General features: G+C 65.4%; 23 protein-coding genes and 2 pseudogenes. 12 read left to right on the plus strand and 13 right to left on the minus strand.

Annotated elements, in window-relative coordinates; genetic code table 11:
- The 4 genes and pseudogenes from ACFXN1_RS45110 to ACFXN1_RS45125 all read left to right on the plus strand — a co-directional run.
- A pseudogene (locus ACFXN1_RS45110) lies at nt 1-213 on the plus strand (acetyl-CoA C-acyltransferase); the annotation flags it as partial.
- Nucleotides 214-269: 56 nt separating this feature from the next.
- Nucleotides 270-1,115, plus strand: a complete 846-nt coding sequence (locus ACFXN1_RS45115; protein ID WP_379446773.1) for a 3-hydroxybutyryl-CoA dehydrogenase — start codon at nt 270-272, stop codon at nt 1,113-1,115.
- A 405-nt stretch (nt 1,116-1,520) separates the two neighbouring features.
- Nucleotides 1,521-1,833 (plus strand): annotated as a pseudogene (locus tag ACFXN1_RS45120) (transposase); the annotation flags it as partial.
- Nucleotides 1,834-2,846: 1,013 nt separating this feature from the next.
- Complete coding sequence (locus ACFXN1_RS45125) at nt 2,847-3,191, plus strand: Lsr2 family protein (protein WP_379444671.1); 345 nt, start codon at nt 2,847-2,849, stop codon at nt 3,189-3,191.
- A gap of 688 nt (nt 3,192-3,879) precedes the next feature.
- Here ACFXN1_RS45125 and ACFXN1_RS45130 read toward each other — a convergent pair.
- Nucleotides 3,880-4,023, minus strand: a complete 144-nt coding sequence (locus ACFXN1_RS45130) for a hypothetical protein (RefSeq protein WP_379444672.1) — start codon at nt 4,021-4,023, stop codon at nt 3,880-3,882.
- Nucleotides 4,024-4,149: 126 nt separating this feature from the next.
- On the opposite strand from ACFXN1_RS45130, the gene ACFXN1_RS45135 reads away from it, so the two are divergent.
- Complete coding sequence (locus ACFXN1_RS45135; protein ID WP_379444674.1) at nt 4,150-4,683, plus strand: GNAT family N-acetyltransferase; 534 nt, start codon at nt 4,150-4,152, stop codon at nt 4,681-4,683.
- Nucleotides 4,684-5,506: 823 nt separating this feature from the next.
- Here ACFXN1_RS45135 and ACFXN1_RS45140 read toward each other — a convergent pair.
- Both ACFXN1_RS45140 and ACFXN1_RS45145 read right to left on the minus strand, forming a co-directional pair.
- Nucleotides 5,507-5,824, minus strand: a complete 318-nt coding sequence (locus ACFXN1_RS45140; RefSeq protein WP_379444675.1) for a hypothetical protein — start codon at nt 5,822-5,824, stop codon at nt 5,507-5,509.
- Between the two features lie 144 nt (nt 5,825-5,968).
- On the minus strand, nt 5,969-6,217 hold the full coding sequence (locus ACFXN1_RS45145; RefSeq protein WP_379444676.1) for a hypothetical protein: 249 nt from the start codon (nt 6,215-6,217) through the stop codon (nt 5,969-5,971).
- A 772-nt stretch (nt 6,218-6,989) separates the two neighbouring features.
- Between ACFXN1_RS45145 and ACFXN1_RS45150 the strand changes: the two genes are divergently transcribed.
- The 5 genes from ACFXN1_RS45150 (at nt 6,990) to ACFXN1_RS45170 (ending at nt 9,845) form a co-directional block, all read left to right on the plus strand.
- A complete protein-coding gene (locus ACFXN1_RS45150; RefSeq protein WP_379444678.1) occupies nt 6,990-7,202 on the plus strand; it encodes a hypothetical protein in 213 nt (70 codons plus the stop codon).
- A gap of 316 nt (nt 7,203-7,518) precedes the next feature.
- Nucleotides 7,519-8,262 (plus strand): hypothetical protein, encoded by a 744-nt coding sequence (locus tag ACFXN1_RS45155; RefSeq protein WP_379444679.1) that lies wholly within the window; start codon nt 7,519-7,521, stop codon nt 8,260-8,262.
- Nucleotides 8,263-8,620: 358 nt separating this feature from the next.
- Entirely contained in the window at nt 8,621-8,932 is a 312-nt protein-coding gene (locus ACFXN1_RS45160; protein ID WP_379444680.1) for a hypothetical protein, read from the plus strand.
- 115 nt (nt 8,933-9,047) lie between these two features.
- Nucleotides 9,048-9,236: a hypothetical protein gene (locus ACFXN1_RS45165; RefSeq protein ID WP_379444682.1), complete on the plus strand. Its 189-nt coding sequence runs from the start codon at nt 9,048-9,050 to the stop codon at nt 9,234-9,236.
- 54 nt (nt 9,237-9,290) lie between these two features.
- Nucleotides 9,291-9,845: a hypothetical protein gene (locus ACFXN1_RS45170; protein ID WP_379444683.1), complete on the plus strand. Its 555-nt coding sequence runs from the start codon at nt 9,291-9,293 to the stop codon at nt 9,843-9,845.
- Nucleotides 9,846-10,045: 200 nt separating this feature from the next.
- On the opposite strand, the gene ACFXN1_RS45175 is transcribed toward ACFXN1_RS45170, so the two are convergent.
- On the minus strand, nt 10,046-10,336 hold the full coding sequence (locus tag ACFXN1_RS45175; RefSeq protein WP_379444684.1) for a hypothetical protein: 291 nt from the start codon (nt 10,334-10,336) through the stop codon (nt 10,046-10,048).
- A gap of 11 nt (nt 10,337-10,347) precedes the next feature.
- Complete coding sequence (gene ligD, locus ACFXN1_RS45180; protein ID WP_379444701.1) at nt 10,348-11,247, minus strand: non-homologous end-joining DNA ligase; 900 nt, start codon at nt 11,245-11,247, stop codon at nt 10,348-10,350.
- A gap of 38 nt (nt 11,248-11,285) precedes the next feature.
- Here ligD and ACFXN1_RS45185 point away from each other — a divergent pair, with 38 nt between their 5' ends.
- Both ACFXN1_RS45185 and ACFXN1_RS45190 read left to right on the plus strand, forming a co-directional pair.
- On the plus strand, nt 11,286-11,678 hold the full coding sequence (locus ACFXN1_RS45185; protein WP_379444686.1) for a hypothetical protein: 393 nt from the start codon (nt 11,286-11,288) through the stop codon (nt 11,676-11,678).
- Between the two features lie 215 nt (nt 11,679-11,893).
- Nucleotides 11,894-13,255: a cytochrome P450 gene (locus tag ACFXN1_RS45190; protein WP_379444687.1), complete on the plus strand. Its 1,362-nt coding sequence runs from the start codon at nt 11,894-11,896 to the stop codon at nt 13,253-13,255.
- A gap of 97 nt (nt 13,256-13,352) precedes the next feature.
- On the opposite strand, the gene ACFXN1_RS45195 is transcribed toward ACFXN1_RS45190, so the two are convergent.
- The 8 genes from ACFXN1_RS45195 to ACFXN1_RS45230 all read right to left on the minus strand — a co-directional run bounded on the left by ACFXN1_RS45195 (nt 13,353) and on the right by ACFXN1_RS45230 (nt 22,675).
- Nucleotides 13,353-13,790, minus strand: coding sequence for a DUF4189 domain-containing protein (locus ACFXN1_RS45195; RefSeq protein WP_379444688.1), 438 nt, complete (start codon nt 13,788-13,790; stop codon nt 13,353-13,355).
- A 229-nt stretch (nt 13,791-14,019) separates the two neighbouring features.
- Complete coding sequence (locus tag ACFXN1_RS45200; RefSeq protein WP_379444689.1) at nt 14,020-14,367, minus strand: hypothetical protein; 348 nt, start codon at nt 14,365-14,367, stop codon at nt 14,020-14,022.
- A 312-nt stretch (nt 14,368-14,679) separates the two neighbouring features.
- Nucleotides 14,680-15,609 (minus strand): alpha/beta hydrolase fold domain-containing protein, encoded by a 930-nt coding sequence (locus ACFXN1_RS45205; RefSeq protein ID WP_379444690.1) that lies wholly within the window; start codon nt 15,607-15,609, stop codon nt 14,680-14,682.
- Nucleotides 15,610-15,773: 164 nt separating this feature from the next.
- A complete protein-coding gene (gene hsaA / locus ACFXN1_RS45210) occupies nt 15,774-16,928 on the minus strand; it encodes a 3-hydroxy-9,10-secoandrosta-1,3,5(10)-triene-9,17-dione monooxygenase oxygenase subunit (protein ID WP_379444691.1) in 1,155 nt (384 codons plus the stop codon).
- A gap of 312 nt (nt 16,929-17,240) precedes the next feature.
- Complete coding sequence (locus ACFXN1_RS45215; RefSeq protein WP_379444693.1) at nt 17,241-18,254, minus strand: hypothetical protein; 1,014 nt, start codon at nt 18,252-18,254, stop codon at nt 17,241-17,243.
- 118 nt (nt 18,255-18,372) lie between these two features.
- The gene (locus tag ACFXN1_RS45220) at nt 18,373-20,166 is read right to left on the minus strand and encodes a hypothetical protein (protein WP_379444694.1); all 1,794 of its coding nucleotides are present in this window, start codon (nt 20,164-20,166) and stop codon (nt 18,373-18,375) included.
- A gap of 1,004 nt (nt 20,167-21,170) precedes the next feature.
- Nucleotides 21,171-21,566 carry a hypothetical protein gene (locus ACFXN1_RS45225; RefSeq protein ID WP_379444695.1) on the minus strand — a complete coding sequence of 132 codons (396 nt, stop codon included), beginning with the start codon at nt 21,564-21,566 and terminating at the stop codon, nt 21,171-21,173.
- A 251-nt stretch (nt 21,567-21,817) separates the two neighbouring features.
- Nucleotides 21,818-22,675, minus strand: a complete 858-nt coding sequence (locus tag ACFXN1_RS45230) for an alpha/beta hydrolase (RefSeq protein ID WP_379463954.1) — start codon at nt 22,673-22,675, stop codon at nt 21,818-21,820.
- Nucleotides 22,676-22,740: the final 65 nt, after the last annotated feature.

Genomic DNA, 22,740 nt, shown 5'->3' on the forward strand with positions numbered 1-22,740 from the left:
GGCATCGCCTCGGCCCGCAAGCTCGGCATCGACCCGGAGAAGGTCAATGTCAATGGCGGCGCCATCTCCATCGGCCACCCGCTCGGCATGTCCGGTGCCCGTATCGTCCTGCACCTGGCGCTCGAGCTGCAGCGCCGCGGCGGCGGTGTCGGCGCGGCCGCGCTTTGCGGTGGCGGCGGCCAGGGCGACGCCCTCATCATCCACGTCAACTAACCACCAATCCCTTTCAGAGCCAGAGCGTTTCAACCGAAGTTGAGGAGAGAGTTGTCATGCACCGTATCGGTGTGATCGGTGGTGGCACCATGGGTGCCGGTATTGCCGAGGTCGCCGCCCGCGCAGGTGGCGATGTCCTCGTCCTCGAGCGTGACACCGACGCCGCCTACGCTGCGCGCGCACGGATCGCACGATCGCTGACGCGCGCGGTCGAGGCTGGCAAACTCGCCCGCGACATCGCCGACGCTGCTGCGGAACGGATCGTTCTCACCACCGACATCGACGATCTCGCCGACCGTGAGCTGGTGATCGAGGCCGCCCCGGAGATCGAAGCGCTCAAGACCGAGTTCTTCACCAAGCTCGACGCCATCGTGGCGCCGGAGGCGATCCTGGCCACCAACACTTCCTCGATCCCGGTGATCCGGCTGGCGGGTGCCACTGCCAATCCGGGGCGCGTGGTCGGCGTGCATTTCTTCAACCCCGTACCGGTGCTGCCGCTGGTCGAGATCGTCGCCACTCTCAAGGCCGATCGTGCGGTCCTCGACAAGGTCACCGCGTACGCCCGAGATGTGCTGGGTAAGCGCACTATCGAGTCCAAGGACCGGGCCGGGTTCGTTGTCAACGCCCTGTTAATCCCGTATCTGTGTGCGGCGGTTCGGATGGTCGAGTCCGGGTTCGCCAGCGTCGCGGATATCGACGAGGGCATGGTCGCCGGTTGCGTGCACCCGATGGGCCCGTTGCGTCTGGCCGACACGATCGGTCTGGACGTGACACTCGCCATCGCGGAGTCTTTGTACGCCGAGTTCCGCGAACCGCAGTATGTTCCTCCGCTTCTGTTGCGGCGCTTGGTCGATGCCGGGTTCCTGGGCCGCAAGACCGGACGCGGGTTCTACACCTACTGACCGCACGCTCGAATCTGCTTTTGTCCAACAGGTTTCGGTTCCGGCGCTGCATGCGTGAGCGCCGGGACCGGGCGGGACGCGGGCCCGGACCCCTTCGCCCGGGCCCGCACTCGTCGCCGGACTGCCTGCAACAGTCCGGCGACGACCCGGCATCTCGATTGTCCCCAACTCTGATCCGGCCGTGAACGGGTCAAGGGCCAACCAACCTCGACCCCTCGTGCCGATGTGGCTCCTATGGTGGTTCCACCGAGATCACTGGCCATGACGATCGGGGCTGGACCTAGCTACTTGCCCCTGAAAAAGGATGGCGAGTAGCTGGTGGCTGATTGCTGTAATTGTCTGCGGCAGTTGGTGTTTCGCTGGAGAATGGTATCGGTGTCGTTCTCGTGGAGGTAGGGCCGGTCGATGTTGCGGGTCGCCGATCAGCAGATCTCGTTGTGGGATGCGGTGCTGGCGCCGGAGATGGTCCGGCTTCCCGATGAGCTGGCTCGTATCGACGCTTACCTCGACGACGAACGGTTCATCGCGCCGTGGCGTGGGATGTCCGACGCTCGGCTGGGGCGGGGCGTCGGTGCCGGTCGACACGCTGTTGCGGATGCTGTATCTAAAGCACCGCTACCAGTTCGGATACGAGACGATGTGCCGTGAGGTGGCTGATTCGATCACCTGGCGGCGGTTGTGCCGGATCCCGCGCGAAGCCCGTGTGCCGCATCCGACCATGCATCTCCCGGCAAGCCATCCACGCCTGTGCCCGCGGCCTGATGCCCTGAGCCACGTCAGGCTGTGAAGCCACCGAGGGGGTTCGGCACGGGGGAGTTCGTAGGGGGCATTCAGCGAGGGGTCGTCGGGTGCGAGTGGAGCAGCGTGGGGGCCCAGTTGAACTGGTTCGAGGTCTCGCCTGGACCGAGGAGGGAAGGGTTATTGGGATCTCGGTGCCAACAGCCCCCGCCCCAGGTGGAGTCACAGGGCCCGATGTCTGCGTGTGCGAGTCCTGTACCCAGTCCACAGGCAAGTGGGACGGCGAGGGCGGTGACAGCGAGTGCTCTTCTCATTGGCAGTTCTCCGGTATGGGCACGTCGCTGATCACTAGCGCGCGCTTCGATGACGTTGTGAGCTATGAATTGCATTGGTCGCCACGACATTTCGAGTCGACGAGTTAGGAATGAATCCCCGTCTCTTCCATGGCCGAGCGGCCGCAGGTGATGCTTCGGGCGCACGGTGTCACTAAAACGGTTGTCACGGTTGCTATTTCTCGTCGGATTCGCCGCCGTTGCCGTTCGCCACGCTCGCGGACCGGGCTTGGCCGGCAATACCCCGGTTGGGCCGTCCGGCTGCGAGGTTTCGGGTCCGGCACTCTGGCCGGCTGCGGTCGGTGAGCAGTTCGCGCAGTCGTGCGATCAGGACGTGGCCGATACCGAATCAATCGCCTGAGCAGGCGATCACGACGCCAAGCCCTGGAAGGGGTTCGGCACCGGGTACTCGACGGGCGTCTTCCACCACGGGTCATCGGGTTCGGGGTCAACAGCGGCGGCGCTCCAGCTGCTGGGATTCTGGATGGGCCCGAACAGGCAGATTCAGTGATATCTCCCGCGAACGCGCGATGGTCTTGGACGCCGCGCCCAGGAAAGGAGGGGTGCCAAATCATTTCCGCGCTGTAATGTCGCTGAGATCGGGGATGGAACGCGGGCGCCCGCCCGCTGCCCCGGGCACGTCATACGCGGAAGGAAATCCATGGCCAAGAAGGTCACCGTAACTCTGGTAGACGACTACGACGGCGTATCGACGGCCGACGAGACCGTCTTCTTCTCGATCGACGGCAACGACTTCGAGATCGACCTGTCGAACAAGAACGCCGCCACGCTGCGGGAGGCCCTGGAACCGTGGAGCGATAAGGCCCGCAAGCTGGGTCGTTCCAAGCGCGCCAAGGTGGCCGTTGGCGGGCGCGCCCGTCTGGCGGTAGACCGGCAGGAGAGCACCGCGATCCGTGATTGGGCGCGCGCTCAGGGGCACCAGGTTTCCTCGCGCGGCCGTATCCCGGCCGAGATCGTCGACGCTTACCAGCGCGCCAAGAACTAGCCGGCGCGAATCGCGGGGGAGCCGAGAACCCGCAGACATCGGCTCCTGACCGTTCGGCCTCCGGGGCTCGTTCCGACCACTGTCAGGGCACCGGTGAACGACTCACGCCGCGCGGGTAGCAGCAAGCGCGGATGTACTCAGTCGCGTTCCGCTGGCAAGTGCGGTGGTCGCGCCGACTACGGGTGCGACTGGCTCGTCCCACGTTCGCGGCCCGCAGGCGTACGACGCCCTGTGCAAGGTCCATTCCAAGCGGGTCATCCACGGTTTGGAGCTGTTCACCACGTATCTGGCGGCTGCGAAGTTCCTGCTGCGTGTGCTGGCTCGAAGGAGCGACAGCGTCTGCATGTCTCCGAGAAGTCCGGCAGCAGCACTGGAACCTGATCTGCGTCGCCAGTTAATCCAGCCCCGCGCCTCGGCCCACACGCCTACGCGGTCAAGCGCAGCGGCGAAGAGTGCGAGGCCAAAGATCAACCCCACCAACGACATAACCGCCCCTCTTGTCCTGGGCTCGACGATACCCGGCGGGCTGTTGGCCGAGCCGGACAGCGCGGTTCTCGGCATAGAGCGTTCGGCAAGTGCGCCGCGAAGGCCTGTGACGTCACCTTCGCGGATACCAGCCGATCTCGGCTCCGCCAAGCGGCGTCATTGCTCGCCGATAAACTACGTCCGGATTCACAACGGAGCCAGGCTAGTCAAAATCCCAGTTGCGCAGCCACATTCCATAGCAGCGCAGCAGATCAGAGATCCGCTGCTGGGCTGCCTGCACTTCCGGGTCATCCGGATCGACACCCTCGTCAAGCAGCGCCTGGCGCTCGTCCTCGTCGAAGTTCACGCAAGCTTGGACGCACGGAGATCGATCAGGGGTCCGCTGAATTTCCGTGTTGCACCGCGGGTTTGGCGAATCGCCCTGAGGCGGTTCCATGATCTGATGGATCGTTGTCCAGAAAGGGAGGGTCGTATGAACCAGTTGCCGATGCTATCTGCCACCCAGATCGCAGCGGAGCGGGTCCTGCTGCGCGACCCTGATCGGGAAGGGCTCATCGAACTCCGAACCGACCCGGAGGTCACCGCCTACATCGGCGGCCCGCTTCCGCGGGAGGGTGTCGAGCAATTCCTCGACGGGATCGGCGGCGCAGCCAACGCGACCGCTACTCCCGGGACCTTCATCATCGCCGACAAGGCCACCGACGACCTCCTCGGAACGTTCGAACTCAAACGGCGCCCTGTCGACTGGCCCGGCCACGTCACCGATGACAGCCAGGAACTGGAACTGGGTTACCTGATGCGCTGCGACGCCCGGGGCGCCGGCCTGGCGTTCGAGGCCGCCGCCGCAGTCTGCGTGATCGAAGGCTCGTACCGCTGGCCGACTTCCCGTTCGCGCACGCGCCGAGTGTTGCACCAATCGGTAGCGCCGCCTTCATCGACGACCCCGCGATGCCCGTGTGCCGTAAAGCCGGTACCCGCGACGCCGATCGTCAGCCCCCGGGCATGATCAACCTTCGATGCTTGGACCTATAGGGGAATCGGCGGCGGTATCGGAAGGCACTGCCAATGCCGAGCCCGCCGCCGAGGACCAGGACCCCGCCGAACATACCGGTGAGGACGGCCGCGAGACGTTGCGAGGACTTTCCTTCGCGGCGTCGTTGGCGTATTCGAAACCGCCCTGCCTGGCGTGCACGCAGCGATCACCCGCCCCGATGGCCTGCCCTGCTCATCCACCCATTTCATCGACGACCGGGGGATTAGACATCGTTTTCCTCCAGCGTGACTTCCGGCATGGAGCAAGGCATTCGGCCTCGAATGAACAATCACCATCTGGCATATGTGACGATGTCGGCCGGCACCGACGGTGACGAACATCGGGTGCGAGGGCTGGCTACTGATTGAGCCCTTGCAGGAATCTCCGCTGCTCGATATGCCATTCCCGGTGAATTGCTTCGGACTGCTCGTCCGGACTCTGGATATCCGGGCTCTCGAAGGTTGGATGTTGAATCGTGGTCAAGGGCGTCGAGCACGCGCCGTCGGGGCACGACGTATCCGAGTCTGCGTGGGAGATTCCCGCACCAAATCCGAGGGCGATCGGGACAGTGATCATTGCGAGGGCAAGAATATTTCTCATTGTTTGGTCCACTGGAACACGCGGGACCGCGCTGATCGCCGAATCCCGCTGCGACAAGGTCTAAAGCGATGGATTTCGCTCATCGGCAAGACAGCCCAAGGGTTTTGGCGTCTTGCTTTGATTCGCTGTCGCTACCGGCGTCCAGCTGACTTTCGTGCTCCCATAGCCGGGGCACGAAGCGTTCACGCGCGTATGCCTATGGTGCTGCGTCGGGATCCGGCTGGGCTCGTGGCAGCTCGATCTGGGAAGGCGCGGTTTGGAATTGGGGATAGACCGGGCTGATTCCCGGTTCCGGCGGTGTCGGTGTGAACAAGTCCGAGCAGTCGGTCTGCACGCCGGGGCCCCATGAGCACAGAATCGGGTAGGCCGCCGCAGTACCCATGTCGACCACCGTGGCAGCGAGCATGCCGCAACAGAGGATGGCCGCGGCCAGCAGACGCGTAGTCGGTGCACCCGATGCGGTCCGTGGGATTCGGCGTGCGGGCTGGCTGCTGTCGGGGCGGAGGGATGTCATCGGAACTCCTTGAGCGCGTGGGGTGATCGTGTTCGGGGATGTCGGGCGAGCGTGAGCCCGGGTCAGGTCAGCGGCCTCGCGGCGACCAGGTATCGCGCCACGGCGGATGATTCCTGAGGCGCATCGGGTATCGCGGCCAAGGTTTCAGCCGGTGACGGCCAGCCCGGGCTGACCCTGCGGCATCGGCGGTATCGCAGTGGAGGGGGAGCCGCCGAATTGGGAGCGCATCTGGGTCGAGTCGAGTGGGCGCTGCGCGGTCGGGGTTTCGTAGGGGTCGAAACCGGACGGGGCGGAGCAGCATGGCAGATTGCCGGCCGCTGCCGTAGTGGCCGAGGCGAGTGGGGCAACGGCCCAGATGCCGAACAGGATGCCGATCGTGACGAATCGCTTCATGGCTCGTCCTCAGGTGCCGCTGCCGCGTTGTCGATATGGTCGACAGCCGCGGATCTGGATGGGTCGACGAAATGCGTTGGTCAGCAGTCGTTCTGAGACGTTCGGCACCGCCGGGGAGGCGCATCCGAGATTCACCCGCAGGGCGGAGTCGTTGAACCGACGCGGTCGAGCTGGGAGACAGCCCGAGACCTGACCTTCGCTGTCGCTACCGACGTCCAGCGCGATTCCGAGTACAGCGGTGCGGCCAACCTTCGCCGCAGCGCCACCGAACCTACGATACCGTAACCTGCGAGGCGGCAGGTAGCTCATTCGAGGGCTTCACCGGATCTTTTGGGAGAACTCGCTTCTCGCAGAACGAGGACCGGCGCAGTTGCGCTGTTCGCCGGATGGCCTGCGCGACGCTTCGAGAGCACTCCTCACAACGGATCGAGTCCTCACCATGCGGTGACATGGTCAGAAGGAGGTGATCGAGGCGCTCGGTGCCCGGACCGGACGGGGCCGCCGAAGTACGGGCGGCTGGGATTTCGGAGTTGGCCCGGAAGCCACGGACGTGCCGACGGAGACAGGCATGGTGTACGGCCGTGGCATGATGGCGGCTCAGCCGGGTGCATCACCAGGACTGATCTCGTGAATGACAAAGGGGGAGAGGATGTCCGACACAAAGGTTGGGCCGTGGCTATTCGGCGGGCTCGCCGTAATGGCTGCCGGCGCGGGAATAATCGGCCTCGGATACGCAAGCAGCCACCAAGCTCCGACATGCGCGGGAATCGCGATGAACCGCAGCGATCACTGCGTTCAGGGGAATCACGCGGCCTCCTACACCGACAAGGAAGCTCAGGGCGGCCTCGGCGGGATCATCTGGTACATCGCCGGTGGTGTCGTAACCCTCGGTGGTGCACTCGGTCCGGCGGTCGCGGGACTCGAGATCGACGAACGCAACCAGAAGCGCAACGAGCAGCTCGCCCAGCAATCGCGACAGCCCTGATCAGGGCATATCTCCTGGGGCACTCTGCGGGTGGTCGCGGTCGGCGCGGCCGCAGTCCTGCCAACACAGACCGATCAGTCGTGCCAGGCCAGCGACCTTGGTGCCTACCGCCGTTCCGGAAATGCCCGCCCGAGCCGGGTACGCGAAACTCGTTGGCACCGGCGGAACTTTGAGCCCGCCGGGAACGGCCCGACACGGTGCGGCGTGCTGCACGCGGCACAGCACAGGGAAGGCACCCCCCGCGTCACCGGCGGCACACCCCTGACTCGGGGTGTGGGGTCCACTTTCGAGAAAAGCCACGTCAAGCGGTTTCGCTATGACTGAGGGCGACCTAGCTAGGCTGAGCCACGGCCCAGAGCAGGCATCGACCTATCGAAAGATCGGGTACTCAATGAATCTGCGTGTCGCGATGCTGGTCGGCACCGTATTCGTGGCTGCCGCGGCAATCATCGGATGCTCGCATCACAGCTCTGACAGTGCACCGGCATGTGGACCGGGCACCCCGATCTTCGCCTGCCCGGGAGCGCCGGTATCCACCTTGCCGGCGTCTCCTAACTCTGCCGGACCCACGAACGGTCTGGTCGCGGCCCGTCACAAAGAGTGCGACTTCGGCCAGCAGCTCCTGCACTACCTGGCGACCGGCGACAACAGCGGAGACCCGTGGTATGACCAGAACTTCGCTGATGCCGTGGGCGTTACGCCACCGCAGGCACGCGCGATCGCCGACGCAGCGATCCACAAGTGCGACAACGCCGTCGACTCCGATGTGTCCGCCTCCGCGGCGGCCACATCAGCGGCAATCTCTTCAGCCGCCGCCGCGACAAGTAAGGCGCAGGCGGACCAGTTGTTCGAACAGCATCGGCTTGCGGCGTGCACCGCGATCGGAGGCCGCTACGACACCAAGTGGGGCTGGTGCGCCTCGACCGTGCCGGGCAACCCGAGCGGCAAGCGTGGAGCGAATTGCGAAAATTCTTCGGTGAAATTCGACGGTGACCACATCACGCCGGGCGCGATCAAGCAGGAACAGGAGTGGTATCCGGGGTGCTTCCCGAATGCATGACAGCGCGCAGCTGCAGCACATTGGTGCGAGCCCGTGAATGTTGACGACGGCATGGTGCCGCCGTCGAGTGCCGAGCTGCCGGAGTCGAGCATGGCGGGACCGGAGGACGAGCCAGCCGAACCCGTGGACGAGCCGGGTGGGACGAACTGGAATGCTGATAGCCATCCTGGCGGAAAGGATCTAACCCTATGACCACCCTGTCGCACCCGGCCATCGATGTCGCGCTCAGCGCTGTCTCCGGGGGCGACAGGGCGGCCCGCCTGGTCGCCGTCGCTGAGCGCGGCGACACGGTCGCGGTGCTGGTAGACGTCGACGACGGGCGGTGCATCGTGTTCGTCGAACACGACGACACCGGCCAGTGGGTGGCGCCCAGCATCATCGGCGGGTCGCCCTGTCGTCACACCCCCCCGCCACCACCCGGCGCGGCTACCCGCTGGACGCCAAGCAGGCCAAGCGGTTCGGGACTACCGCCAGCAACGTCGGATGGTTCGGCCTCACCGGCTACGCCGCCGCCGACGCGGTCGCGGTCACCGTGGCCAGTAGTCTCGACACCCACCGGATCGACGTCGCCGACGACGGCCTCGTCCTGCCCGCTGTCCGCGCCCGTCTCGACGAGAACCCGGTCATCGTGATCCACCTCGCGGACGGTGAGGACATCGTCGCCCCCTAACGCTCCTCGCAGCCTCGAAGGCCGGGAACCACCACGGTTCCCGGCCTTCCTGCTGTTCACCGATGGCCCACGAAACCTGTTGGCCGACAGGGTGAATAACTGGCTAACCTTGCGGGTGAAATCTGCCTTCGCGAAGTTCAACCATGCGCGCCGCCGCCTGGACGAGCTGACCGCCAACGTCGAGAAATATCGTGCGAGCGACCCGCACACCTTCGACCAGATCGCCGCGGACAACCCGTTCTCCGAGGCACTAGTCGACGTCGTCTACACCGTGCGCGTCCGCGAGCCGATCCCCGAGGAATAGCCGCTGCTGGTCGGCGACGTTCTCACGAACCTGCGTGCGGCACTGGATCATTCGGTGTACGGGCACGCAGAGAGCCGCAACCAGCTCACCGACAAGCAGCGGAAGGCGCTGTATTTCCCGATCGTCGAGAAGGTCGAGACGTGGGACCACCCGAAGTTCGGGCCGCCAGTCACCCTCGCACCGCTGGTCGACCCCCGGATGTTCGCCGTGATCGAGAAGCGCCAGCCGATCAAGATCGGCGGCTCGACCAACCCGCTGGCCGTCCTCAACGAGCTGGTCAACGGCGACAAGCACCGCGAACTCCGGGTCATCACCTACAACCATCGCACGTTCCGTGTCGTGGACACCAAGGCCAAGGTCGTCGCGGTCACCCCACTGGTCTGCGAGATGACCGACGACGCAGTCCTGGCCCGCGTCACCGCCCGCCGGCCTGCACAGCGAGGGCCCATCTCCCGCCTGCATAAGGTGCATGCGCAGGTCGAGTTCGGATTCGCCGAGGAGATGCACATTCCGTCGCAGCAGATGGGGTTCACCCTGCTCGATACCCTCGAAAACCTCACGGCCGCGGTCGACGTCATCCTCCGCGAACTCGAACGCGTAGGCTGCTGACCCCCGAACAGGGCGGCCACGCGCACCACCTCCACAAACGGCACATCCCGCTGCCCCAACCCAACCCCGCAAGGCATGTGATGGGTCATTGATCCCACCGTTAGGGGGTTGAGGGATACCCGTGCGAAAAGTAGCTCTAGATGAGTGATTCCAAGGGGGTGGCGGGATTTGACGCCGGTAGTGGGTTCTGCGGCTGGTAGTTAGGACAGGGGCCGTCGGGGCAGATTGTTGGTCCATTCGCGTTGCTCGGGTGTGTCGGGGACGGTCAGCCCGCGGGCTTGTTCGAGGCGGTTACATGCCGTGTCGGGGTCGGTGCCGTTGATGACGAGGAGCGTGGCGACCAGCAGGGATGCGCGGCCGATGCCAAATCGGCGGTGGGTGAGGACGTGTGCCCCGTTATCCAGTTCTGCAGCGAGATGCTGAAGGGTTGGCAGCACGCTCGCCTGGTCGGGGACGCCGCGGTCCGTGATCGGGATGGAAACGAACTGCAAGCCCGCCTCATTCAGGCCGGGCGGGGTGGGACCTGGTCGGGATCGATGTCGCGCAGGCCGCGCCAGGCCGGATGACGCAGGACGCTTTCGCGGGTCCATTCGGTGAAGGCGACCTCCCCGACGAGGACGGCGTCCACCCACGAGACACCGACGGCGGCAGCGGCATTGATGACCGGAGGCGTATCGCGGTGTAGTGCAGCCAATCTCTGCTGCAGGTTGACACGCACGTGCCGTGTGAACCCGGTACCGACATTGCCGACCCACACCAGATTGCCGACGGTATCCGGAACCGCGACGAGCAGCGACCCTATCTGGCCGTTTCGGGAGCCAGAGCCGGGTTGCCAGCCGACGACGACCACGTCGGCCGTGGCCACGTTCTTGATCTTCGTCCAGAGCGGGCTGCGGCGTCCGGGCAGGTAGCGGCCGTCGAGGTGCTTGGCGACCAAGCCCTCCAAGTTCAATCGTCGTGACTGCGCGAGAAGGTGCTTGCCGCTGCCGGACAGGCGGGGTGAGATCTGCCAGTGCGGGCCCTGAAGCCCGATCTGCTCGAGCAGTTCCCTCCGCTGCCGGTAGGTGAGATCGATCAGGGGCCGCTCTCCGATGTGCAGCAGGTCGAAGATGACGAAGATGGCCGGAGTCTTCGCGGCCAGGGCGGCGATCGTGCGCGGGTTACGCTGATGCATTCGCGGCCCGAGCGCGCCGAAATCGGGTCGCCCGTCGACGAAGGCGACGATCTCCCCGTCGACCACGTACGGCGGGTCCGCCGGCGAAAGGCCCGATAGCTCGGGCCAGGCAGCGGTGATGTCGTTGCCGTTGCGAGAGACCAGTGTCAAGGTGTCGGTGACATATGCGCCGGCCCTGATGCCGTCATACTTCACCTCATAGGCCCAGTCGGTGTCCCTGCTGGGCAGCGGTCCGGGTGCTGCAGGTCTCGCTGTCGGTGTGCCGGATGACCGCCAACGCCAGCGACCTGACCCACACGCCGAGTTGGACTGTCGATTCGCTGACCTCTCCGACGAAGATCGAGGTCGTCTTGCGCCTGGCCACGACGGCCCCCGCTATTTACGACCGGACCAAGACCTCGGTGCTTGACGACTACAGCCAGCGCCTGACCAACCCGACCTCGTCGGCGGTCGATCCCTCCGAGCTCGGGCCACAGGTGCAGGAGGCCGTGATGATCAGCGGCACCTCGAAGTCGAGCGCCGAGCGTACGGACGGTCAGATCGTGCTCCGATCCGGCAACGCGGTCGCTTCCATCACCTACACCAGCTATTCCAACGGCAGAAGCCCCGACGCCGCGGTGAAGGCGATCGCCGCGGATCTTGTATCGAACCTGCGATAGCCACACATCGGCCACGATCGACGAACGCTGCGATACCCATTTCGTACATCCCCATTTTGGGGATGTACGAAATGGGGAATGTCGCGAAACCTCCTGTGTGATAGGTGATCTGATGTCGCCCGATTCGGTACAGCTCTCTGCGCATTCGGGTTGAGTCGCCCTGGCGGCGCCGGTAACTTTCGGCATTGTCGTTTGTTACGCAGGAGGGGTTTGCTTTGCCCAGAACACAATTCGTCGCCGCCCCGCCGCCCGGGAGCGAGCTGAAGCGGATCAGCGGGCCCGCGACGAACTCAATCTCGCAACTTCTGCGGCAGCGCCGTGACCCGGTCAAGGCGGCGCGCCAGGACGAGGCCGCGTTCGGCCCGGTGTATGTGATCAACATGTTCGGCGGCAAGTGGATCGTTGCCAACGGTCCCGACGCGGCACAACGCGTGCTGATGAACAAGGACCGGGTATTCGCCAACGGGCCGGCCTGGGCGCCCTTGAACGGGCCGTTCTTCGAGCGCGGTCTGCTGATGCTGGATTTCGACGAGCATCGCAGTCACCGCGCGATCATGCACCAGGCCTTCGGCCGCACGGCACTCACGTCGTATCTGACGACATTGCACACCATCGTCGACCGTCACATCAGCGAGCTCCCGGAAGGCGATGTGGCCAAGGGCAATCCGGTGCTGATGCACCGACAGCTCGAGCAGCTGACCCTCGACGTCGCGATGGAGGTGTTCCTGGGCGCGCGGCTGCCCCAGCCCGAAGCCGCCCGGATCAGCAAGGTCATCATCGAGACCCTGCACGCGGGCGGAGCGATGGTGCGCTTCCCGATTCCCGGCAACCGGTGGTGGCGGGGGCTGCGCGGCCGCCGGATGCTGGAGACCTTCCTGTCCGAGCGGATCCACGCGGCGCGCAAGGACCAAGGACCGGATCTGCTGTCGACGCTGTGCCACACCGTCGACGAGGACGGGGCGCGCTTCAGCGATCAGGACGTCATCAATCACATGATCTTCCTGCTGGCCGCCGCCCACGACACCACCACCGGCACGCTGGCCAACATCGTCTACCACCTGGCCAAGCACCCGGACTGGCAGAAGCGAGCCCGGGCCCGCTCACTGGCGATGCCGTTCGAACTCGGCTACGACGAACTGGCCGAGCTCACCGAACTGGAATGGATCCTCAAGGAAACCACCCGCCTGTGCACGCCCATTCAGATCGAGCCGCGCGCCGCTGTCGCCGACACCGAGATCTGCGGCTACTTCGTCCCCCAGGGATCGATGGTGATCGTGCCGACCCTGGTCAACCACTACCGCCCCGATATCTGGTCACACCCAGAGGATTTCGCCCCCGAGCGGTTCAGCGATGAACGGGCCGAACACAAGCGCCACCGCATGGCGTGGGCACCGTTCGGGGCCGGGCCGCACAAGTGCATGGGGCAGCACTTCGCCAACTTGGAGATCAAGATGGTCCTGCACCAGCTGCTGCGCAGCTTCGAGTGGGAGGTCCCACAGGACTACGAGATGCCCCTCGATATGAGTGCGACACCGCTGCCGAAGGACTCCCTGCCCGTGACGTTGCGGAAACTCTGACCTGCTGGTGCCGGCCCGCGTGGACTGGCACCGGTTCGGTTTTCGCGCTGGAGATCGGTGCGCCACTGATGATCTCCGGCGCGGACCGTAGAGCCGGTCAGTTCAGCCGTTGCACATCGAGTCGACCAGGTGGCCCCTCGTCGTGCATGCCGGCGGCGCTGCCGACCGGTGGGAGGAAGGTGTCGTGGTGCAGCGCGTCGAAGGCGTGTTGCTCGGCTTCCTCTCTGGTGGATCCGTACCCGATCCCCTTGAACGAGGGACCGTCGTTTCCGATGACCAGCGCAGCGCACCCGTCGGTCCATTGACCGTGTACCGCGCAGTTGCGTGGGCCTCCGCATTTGTTGATCGCGTCGCGATCGGCGCGATCCTGGGACGGGTAGTTGGCGGTCATGGCCCAGCTGCCGTTGTCGGCGTAGACGATCGAACCGTAGTAGCGGCCGTCGGGCCCGCGCTCGGCGTTGGCGACCGGTCCGCCGATGACCGCGAGCGTCACAACGGCCGCGGTGAGCACCGACGGCCTCAACAGAATCGACAACGAGAATTTCCCTTCGAATGGAGGATGGATCGTGGAGCCCGCGACAACAACGGCCCAGGCCCCACGACGCGGCTACGCACACGCGATTCACTCGGCACACGAGCCGAACTCGCGCATGCGACAGCGGATTCGGGCACAACGCAGGCATAGGTGTGCCACGTAGGCGATGGACCCGGCCGACGACAGCTGATCGACACACCTCAGCGGCCGTGGTCATGACCGGTTGGGATTACAGCGCAGACGACCCTCGGTCGGGTCGGTCGTGCTCCGCAAGCGCGGGATTGTCAGGTACCTCCGGCCAGTGCGCGTAGAGCTCCGCCTCGAGGACTTCGCGGGTCACCGAAGTGGTTTCTTTCTCGATGAGGCGAGCGAGCTCCGTCGCGTCGGGACCGGTTCCGTGGGGAGACAGCCAGGGTGCCACGAGCCTGCCGTCACGCAGTCGGTTCTGGATCAGTCCGGTGAGCGTTCGAGCCTTGCTGTCGATCGCCGCGTCCTGCTCGGCTTCGGTCAGCCGTGCGAAGTTCGCCGATCCCCCGAAGACCCGGCGGACCTCGTCACGGACGTGTGGGTCGATCACCGGTTCCGGAGAGTGAGCTGGCGTGATCTGCATTGCATCCCTTCGGCTGCGGGCGAGAAGATAACCATCCCGAGATTAACGGTGGAATAGGGAGTGCCCGAATACCCATTTCGGGCATACCCAAATTGGGGAACACCGCCACCACGAACAGACGGCACGAGAGTTTGCGGAATGGTCGCGAGTGCGACAGACCACCTGTTTCCACCACTAACCCTCGACCGGGTGCGACTCCACGTTAATGCGAGGAGCCGCCAGGCGAGCCGATATGTCCCGATAAGGAATATTCCGTCCGGTTCGTTGCGGCGGGCGCAGTCAGCGTCGCCTGATCGCGGGTTCCGTGCTCAGGTACTCGACCAGCTGATCGCGGGCCCTGCCGGCTTCGGGCACGGCCCATCGCGGCGCCATGATCCAGCCGTGGGTCATCCGCGGGTACAGGTGGAAATCCAGTGGTAGTCCCTGCGCTTCTGCCTTCTCGCGCAGGAGAAGCGAGTCGGGCAGTGTCAGGTCGTAGGTCCCCGTCCACACCGAGATCTCGGCCAGATCGGTGAGATCGCCGTAGAGCGGACTCACTCGGGGGTCCTTCACGTCCAGCTGCTCGCCCGCGAGCAGCCGTCCCGAGTGCTGGATACCCGGCAGTTGCAGCACGACATCGAATTGTGCGAGATCGGCGATCCCCGGATTGGTGAACGACACGTCCAGCGCGGGGAACAGCAGGCTGATCCGGTCCGGTTGCGGCAGGCCGTCGTCGCGGGCGTTCATCGCCAGCAGCAACGCCAGACCACCGCCGCCCGAGTCACCCATCAGCGTCAGCCCGCCGGCTCCGCGCCCCTGGACCTCGTCGCGATACACGGCCAGCAGCATGCTGTTCATGTCCAGGGCGTGGTGTTCGGGGGCCAGTGGATAGAGGGGCACGATCGCTTCGCAGTTCAGCTGCCGAACCAGGTCAGCGACGAAGTACCAATGCGCAGGCAGGATTTCGGTGACACACCCGCCGCCGTGCAGGTAGATCAGCCGCCGGGTCGGTGCTCGGGTCAGCGGTGCGATCCGATAGACCTGATGGCCGCAGGTCTGTTCGACCCGCACCGAGTACCGCCGTGACACCGCCGCCGGCGGTGTCACGCCGTCGCGGGTTCGCTCACGATCGGCCTTGATCGCCTTGTCGAGGGCCTCCGGGGAGGCCATGATGCGGTTGATACGCGCCCATTTGGCGAGCTGCCGGGCTGCTGCGGCACGGACACTCATTGCTGAAGAACTCCTCTTGTCGAACCTCGTCGGCAGCCGGGCAGCCGCTCCACCGGTCGGGCAGTCGCCGATGACGATCGACCCCAGGCCGGAATGCCTGCGGGCCTGTCTTCATCGGCGGTCTGTATTTCCCTGCAGCGCTTCGGTTTTCGGTGGCGTCGTAGTTACACCATGATCTTGAGCGGGTCGAGACCGAATTGGTCCTGGCCGTACATGACCAGGGGCCGTTCGGGTTCGTTGGTCGCCTGGTGGCGGGCGGCGCGGATGTCGCGGTAGAGCCGTTGCAGAGGCTGAGCGCTGTCGAGGGCTGCGGCGCCGGCCGATTCCATCAGGGAGTTGGCGGCGGCGACACATCGTTCGGCGGCCCGGGCCTGATCGCGGCGGGCCTTCATCCGCAGGGCCATCGGCACTTCCTGACCGGCGCAGACCAGCTCGTAGGCCCTGGCGATGTTGCCGGACATCTGTTCCCATGAGGCGTCGATGTCGCTCGAGGTCCGGCCGACGCGAATGGCGATGAACGGATCGGTTTTCGCAGGCTCGCCGAAGTAGGCGGCGCGCATGCGTTCACCCTGGTAGGCGATGTAGTTGCTCAAGGCGCCGTAGGCCATCCCGATCACGGGGGTGGTGATGGTGGCGGGGAAGATCGTGCCCCAGGGCATGCGGTACAGCTTTTCACTGTTGACCTGCGGCCCCGGTGCCTGGAACGCGTCCAGGATCGCGAAGTCGAGGAAACGATGCTCGGGGACGAACACCTCCTCCACGACGAGGGTGTTGGAGCCGGTACCCCGCAGCCCGTAGGTGTCCCACACCTCGTCGATGCGATAGTCACCGCGAGGGATCAGGAAGGCCCCGAACACACCGTCCTCGGGCACCGGCGCGCCCACGATCGCCCACCCGGCATGGCCGCTGCCCGAGGAATACCGCCAGTTCCCGGTGACGCGGTAGCCACCCTCGACCCGCGCGGCCACGCCCATCGGGGCGTAGGACGAGCAGATCAACGCGCCGGGATCCGCACCCCAGACGTCGCGCTGAGCTTGCTGATCGAACTGCGCCAGATGCCACGGGTGCACGCCCAGCACGCTCGCCACCCAGCCGGTGGACCCACACGCCCCCGACATCCGCCGGATCGCCTCGAAGAAGATCGTGGGGTCGGCGGCCGCGCCACCCCACTGCCGCGGCTGCATCAACCGGAATAGCCCGGTATCGGCCAGGTGCTCCATCGTGTCGGCGGACACGCTCGCCTTGTCCTCGGTCTCCCATGCGCGATCACGCAGCACGGGCAGCAAATTATCGATTCGGCCGAGCACTTCGTGCACCATGCCAACCCCACCTTGTCAGCGTTGAAACAATACTTTCCGAGGTTAACTATGGGGTCGCGAAATCCAATATACCCATTTTGGGGATACCCATTATGGGGGCGGGACCACGCAAAATTAAGTCGACTAAACGATAACTTCGGACACATTAACCCGAAACAAATCACGCGTATTCCGGGCGATTCGAGGCCCGCTTCCGGTTACACGGTGCCGCACCGTTCATTGCCCCGCGGCGACGCCGAGGATCTCGGTCGATCCGTGTCGCGGGGAAAGGCAGGCCGGTCGGTGGCCGCATCCGCGCCGCCCGGGCTCGGGCTACCGAGGGTCGGGACCGAGGTCCAGCTGCAGCGGCGGCGGGGGAGCAGTCCGCGGGTTGCGCCAGTGGCGCCGCCGGACCTGTTCTGCCGGTTCGGGTGCCGGCGGCGGAGTGGTCGGTTGCAGGCCCTGTAGGTCGGCCAGTATCTCGGAGTCCAGCTCGGTGTCGGGTATCCGCTCGCGTGCGGTATTGCGCAGGGTGCGGGGTGAGATGACCAGGCCTTCCTGGGCGCCGATCTCCTGGACGACGAAATGAAGGCCACGGCTGGTGAGCGCGGTGGGTTCGTCGTTGAGGTTCAGGAACAGCGCCGATACCTGTCGGCCTCCGAGCAGCTGGCTACGCCGCTGCAGCCAGCGCCGCTGCACCGTGACCGTTCCCGGCCGCAGCGGCCGCCAAACGGGCTCGCCGTCGGAACGTCGGCAGCAGAGCTGGCCGATGTTGTGTATCGGGTCCAAGCACAGGTCGGCCGGAACAAGCGCAACTAGTTGATTGACGGTCGGCCCGACATCGAGAATCAGTGCCGCCAAGGCGATATCGCGTTCACTACGGCTGGCAGCGCTGCGCAGCACCGCGCTGTACTGATGTCGGTCGAGGATGTCCAGCGGACGCTTCTCGGGCTTAGGCCGCGGCACGCTCAGTCGCGTGGTGAAGCCCAGCCAGTAATAGAACAGGTCCAGCGCCCGGAGCATCCCGCTCACGGTCGACTCGGCGAGCCCGTGCTCGACCAGCTCCGCGTCATGGTACTGACGAACGGCCCGGCGTCGACCGTCGTCATCGGCGAAGGCCTCTGGATGGGTGATGCGGCCGGCCTCTATCTCGAATGCGTTGTCGCTCAGCCAGTTCAGGAACCCCCGAACGTGGCGGTAGTAGGTGGCACGCGTACCTTCCGACAACAAGCGGTCGCCGATGTAGCCACGTGCCAGGTCCTGTGAGAACCGCTTCAGCGCTTCATTATTGGCGTCCGGTCCGCGCTCGCACAGCACGACTCGGGCAATGGCACCACTGCTTGTCACGGTGACCGGGCCCCTTTCCTCGTTGCTGGGTGGTGATATCAGGATGGCAGGGCGTACCGACACAAACCGGGCCCATAGGCAGACTTTTACAGCAGTGCAAACGATGCTGCTGTAAAAGTTATGCTGCTGCCGTCCTTTCGAGCACCAGGACCGGCTGCGTCGCGATCTTGGTTCCGCCAAGCCGCCAGGCCGGGTCATGCATTCCTCTGTAGATCGTCATCGGTACGTTTTCGAGCAGGTGACCGTCGTAGGGGTCGGGGACGCCGGCGAGGATCCGGTCACAGGCGTTGGCGATGCGCTCGCGCTGTTCCAGCCACAGCAGCCAGGCTCGGAGATCGGCAGGATCGAGACCCCGCAGCAGCTTGCGGCGTGCCGCCCGCCGCGCCTCCTGCTTAGCGGGGCTCATCTCGCGGAACCACTTGCGCTGAGCCCACATCGAGCGCAGCAGCTTCGCCGGCCGCGTTTTGCTGGTGGCCAGACGCTCTCCCGGACCGAGCTGGGCCAGTGCATCGTTCAGCAGCACCCACACCTTGCGCTCGTAGCCGTGGCGGCGGTCCTGTTTGGTGGCGTCGCAGCGGCCACGGGGAGCGGAGGGGGAGGGGGTGCTACAGCTAGTGGGGGAGTTTCCCGAACGGGCGCGCTGGATCTCGGTTTCGACGAGCTGCGTCACCGCGAAGGTGTCGCAGCTCTTGGCTCCGCCTCCGTACCGCCGCGCGAAGACCAGCAGGCCCGCCTCGATGGCGGCGTCACGGGCGCGGCGTACGGTCTTGTCATCCATCCTGGTGGCCCGGGCCAGATCCCGGATGCTGATCGACCCGTCTCGGGTCACCAGGATCGGCGCCAGGTGGTAGAGCACGGTCTTGATGCTCTGCAGGCGGTCCCGGCGCATCCGCCTGCCGGCCAGCACGCGGTCGGCGGCGGCGTCCAGGCCGCGCCGCACCTGCGCGATCCGGTCCTCGATCTCCGGGTCCGATGGCACCGGCACCTCATCGATGCGCCGCCGACGCGGGCGATCCTGCGCCGCCTCCTGCAGTGCCTTGCGCCACAGCGGCTTCCACCATCGGAACGTGATCCGCGCGAAGCGGGCGGGGCAGGCCTCGAGTGCCGCCTGCCAGGCCTCGGCCTCGGACAGGCAGTTCTCTGCAGAGGCAATCGTGACCGCGGGCAGCCAGATGTAGCGTCGCCACCATCGTTCGCTGCGTTGGGATTTCGCGCCCGGGCCGCTGATCAGCTTCCACGCCTGCGCCCCGGTGTAGCCCGCGCGCGCCATCGCGCATGAGCGCCCGTACTCGGCCGCCGAGCGGCTCGAGTCCCCACCCCGATCGCGCGTCTTCTGGACACTCACGCGGACAGCGGACTTCGCGCGGGTGCGCGGCGGCGCCGCGGCCGCGACGACTGCCGGGGTCAGGGTGCAGCTCACCACCGGGCTCGGCAGGCCCCGCCGATGCGGCGCGGTCAGCGTCCGGATCACCTGGCCGGTGCGGTCGTCGACGGTGATGCCCAGCTTCTTGCTCAGCCTCGCGCACACCCGCACCCACGCCGCAGCCTGCAGCGGCGTCCGCGCCGCGGCGTACACGTGCCATCCGCCCGGCCGCCCGGAACGTCGTGTGACGTATTGCAGCCGATGCTCGACACACCACGCAACGAGCGCCTCGGCGCACACGTCACCCAGCACCGCCTGGTCCGGGTCGGGGTCGATGTCCGCACCCAGCATCCCCGGATTCAGATGGCCGGCCAGCGTGCACGCCCGGCCCGCCGCGACCGCGTCCCGGGCGTCGGCCAGCGCCTTGACCCATCGGATCTTCTGGTTCTCGGCATCGATCAGCAGCCACTTGCCCGAGTACATCGCCTCGTCGAGCGAAGCCAGGAGCTCCGTCGTGGCGGCGTCATAGGCACCGACCGTGTTTTGCACGTGCTGCTCCGCGCTCTCGCGCGCACATGCGCTGAGCAGCGTCATCCCATGCGCCAGCGACACGGACGGCGTGTCGTTCGCGACAGGGGTGGAATCGATATGAGGGCGTGCGCTACCCTCGGACCTGCATCCCAATGCAGCCTCCGCGGTAGACGGTGGCACCGGGGCGACAAGTTGGCGCTTGTCCCCGCTCTATTGGCTTCGGCTTGGAGTGTTGGCGCACTCCCGCCGATCGACCCTTTTCCGACTAGCTCTCCCTTCCAGGGGAGAGGTCCGTTCTGGAGCAGGTCCTCGATGCCGCTATGGAGTTAGCCCGTAGTTGTTAGTGCTGGTGTTCTCGTTGTTGTCCTCCTGGCGGCGTCGTGGGCTCGTAGTTGCTGAGGAAAGTCGGTATGCCTCCTGTGGTCTTGAACATCGGATGGGTCTGAGGCGTGAGGGCATTCGGATCGACGGCGAGCGCAGCACAGCGACCGCAGGCCTATCCGCAGCGCACACGTGCAATCTGAATCACCGGATCGCTTGAGTTCCATTGTCTAGCAATGAAACTCACCTGCAGCTAGTGCAGCGCCGGTGTGGCCAGGAGGCGATGGCGCGGCTGCGCTGATCGCAATGAGTGGCGATCAGCCGTCCGAATCCGCGCACCCCGCAGCACTCACCGAACAGTCTTCGATGCAGATTCGGCGCCAACGGATCCCGGCTCGCGCAGGTACTCACGGCCCGCAGACTGGCTGCACCTTGCGCAGCAATGCGGGAACGGACGGGTCGAGGCCGAGGATGTCGAAGATGCTGATGAGCAGTAGCGGCTGGAAACGAGCATGCCGCATCTCCGGTGATTGGGCGAGTCGCTGGCGTATGCGCTGGCCGGTGCCCTACACTCGTAGACACCATGCGGGTTCCCAAGTAATTGATGGGGTCATGCGACTCCTTCTCGAACGGGGTAGGTGGCTTGTATGGCGGGAGACCCCCTCGGCTGGCAGGCTTGCAGGGGGTTTTCTTATGTCTTTCTACGTTCCGGTCAACAGCAGCTGCTCGGACGCTGCCGGCTTCGGCAGGTCGTAGCCCAGGTCGATCAGTGCAAAGTGCAACAGGCGCCACAGGCGGCGTGTAATGCTTGTCTCGTGGTTCTCCACCGGAGCGAGAACGCTCGCTGCAAGTTGCGGTCCGGGGGTTCCCCAGATGTACTTCTTGCCCTTGCTCTTGTCGTAACCGTCGATGGGGCCATGGCCCGGCGGAACGACCCTGATTCCGATCTTGAGTAGCACTTCGACTGTCTCGCCAGGCTTGTACTCGTGTGCCCTGCCGAAGTGTTCGGCAGCACTCACAAGATCCGCTGGCAAGGAGGCACCAACCTTGGTGCCGTTCTTTGCCGGTCGTCCGCGGCTCGAGGGGGTTCTGCTCATGGCGTAGATAGTTCCTCGAGATTGGAAGTAGGGGCACCTGACACGCCGAAAGTTTTGCAGAAAAATCCGCGCCGCCGTCAAGCGCGCAGGTAGCCGCGCTTCCCATGACCGGTTCGTCAGTCCCGGTAACGATGTCGCCCAGGGACGGAAGATGCTGCCCCGCGCCGCATTTCGGGGCACCGCTGAGAAGCACCGTGCGCACAGTCGACACAGTCAGCGCAGGGGAGACCATCGATTCGACTCCGGTCATGTCAATCCCCTTGGAGGGAGTGGAGTATGAAGGGCCGCGCCGCCACAAGCGCGTCGGACCAATGGCTCCAGGAGTGGGTTCCGGTCCGGGGGAGCACGTAGTCCGCTGCGATGCCTAGCGATTCGAGTCGCTGTTGGAACCGAAGCGTCGAGCTGTATGCGAGGGACTCGATGGCCATGGCACCGAGGGTGGCCAGCGGATCTTCGCTCGATTCTGTGGTATTCGGTGCACCTTGCGCTGCGTAGATGTGCATAGGCAGGCCGTGCAGCCTGGGAGCGAAGCTGTATGGGTCCATGCGGTCCCATTGCAGTCCATCCAGCGGCGACAGTAGCTGCGGATCGAGTCCTGCGACGGCAATGATTGATTGAACCGTGCTGGACCCACCTGGTGAATGCCAGTCCAGGTATCCCGAGAGCGCTGTCGCGGATAGAAATTGCTCCCGGTGGTAGGCGGCGAGCATGAGCGCGGCGCTGGCTCCCATCGACACACCCACGACTGCGTTGCGGTGGCGCGAGATTCCATAGCGACTGAGGAAGGTTGGCAGCTCGTCGGTGAGGAACATTTCCCAGTGCCAGGGTCGTCCGTCTGCAGCAGGTGGATGAGCCCAATCGACATACCAGCTTCCGTGGCCGCCAACTGGCATGACCACGGTGACGTCATCATTCTGGAATGTGCAGGGCGCGGATGTATTCGACCATCCGCTCGCGAGGTCGGAGGCTCGGAGACCATCCAAGAGATACAGGGCTGCGTCACCACCTGCGTTGGCCCACTGCACCTGCACGGTCACTGGTCCCATGGTTGATGGCACGGTCAGCGTTTCGAATTGGCATGCGGCCGCATTCGCTTCCAGCGGCGCCACAGTGGCAGACGCTGAGGGCGCCAACCCGAGCGCGAAAGCAGCTGCGCCGGCTTCAAGCATCCTTC

Source organism: Nocardia sp. NPDC059154, assembly GCF_042755705.1.
Classification (GTDB): domain Bacteria; phylum Actinomycetota; class Actinomycetes; order Mycobacteriales; family Mycobacteriaceae; genus Nocardia.

Excerpts from the sequence above, each read along its gene's own strand:
- ACFXN1_RS45115 (WP_379446773.1), top strand. The coding sequence starts at position 270 with ATGCACCGTATCGGTGTGATCGGTGGTGGCACCATGGGTGCCGGTATT.
- ACFXN1_RS45125 (WP_379444671.1), top strand. The coding sequence starts at position 2,847 with ATGGCCAAGAAGGTCACCGTAACTCTGGTAGACGACTACGACGGCGTA.
- ACFXN1_RS45135 (WP_379444674.1), top strand. The coding sequence starts at position 4,150 with ATGAACCAGTTGCCGATGCTATCTGCCACCCAGATCGCAGCGGAGCGG.
- ACFXN1_RS45140 (WP_379444675.1), bottom strand. The coding sequence starts at position 5,824 with ATGACATCCCTCCGCCCCGACAGCAGCCAGCCCGCACGCCGAATCCCA.
- ACFXN1_RS45145 (WP_379444676.1), bottom strand. The coding sequence starts at position 6,217 with ATGAAGCGATTCGTCACGATCGGCATCCTGTTCGGCATCTGGGCCGTT.
- ACFXN1_RS45150 (WP_379444678.1), top strand. The coding sequence starts at position 6,990 with ATGAACCGCAGCGATCACTGCGTTCAGGGGAATCACGCGGCCTCCTAC.
- ACFXN1_RS45155 (WP_379444679.1), top strand. The coding sequence starts at position 7,519 with ATGACTGAGGGCGACCTAGCTAGGCTGAGCCACGGCCCAGAGCAGGCA.
- ACFXN1_RS45185 (WP_379444686.1), top strand. The coding sequence starts at position 11,286 with ATGACCGCCAACGCCAGCGACCTGACCCACACGCCGAGTTGGACTGTC.
- ACFXN1_RS45205 (WP_379444690.1), bottom strand. The coding sequence starts at position 15,609 with ATGAGTGTCCGTGCCGCAGCAGCCCGGCAGCTCGCCAAATGGGCGCGT.
- hsaA (WP_379444691.1), bottom strand. The coding sequence starts at position 16,928 with ATGGTGCACGAAGTGCTCGGCCGAATCGATAATTTGCTGCCCGTGCTG.
- ACFXN1_RS45225 (WP_379444695.1), bottom strand. The coding sequence starts at position 21,566 with ATGAGCAGAACCCCCTCGAGCCGCGGACGACCGGCAAAGAACGGCACC.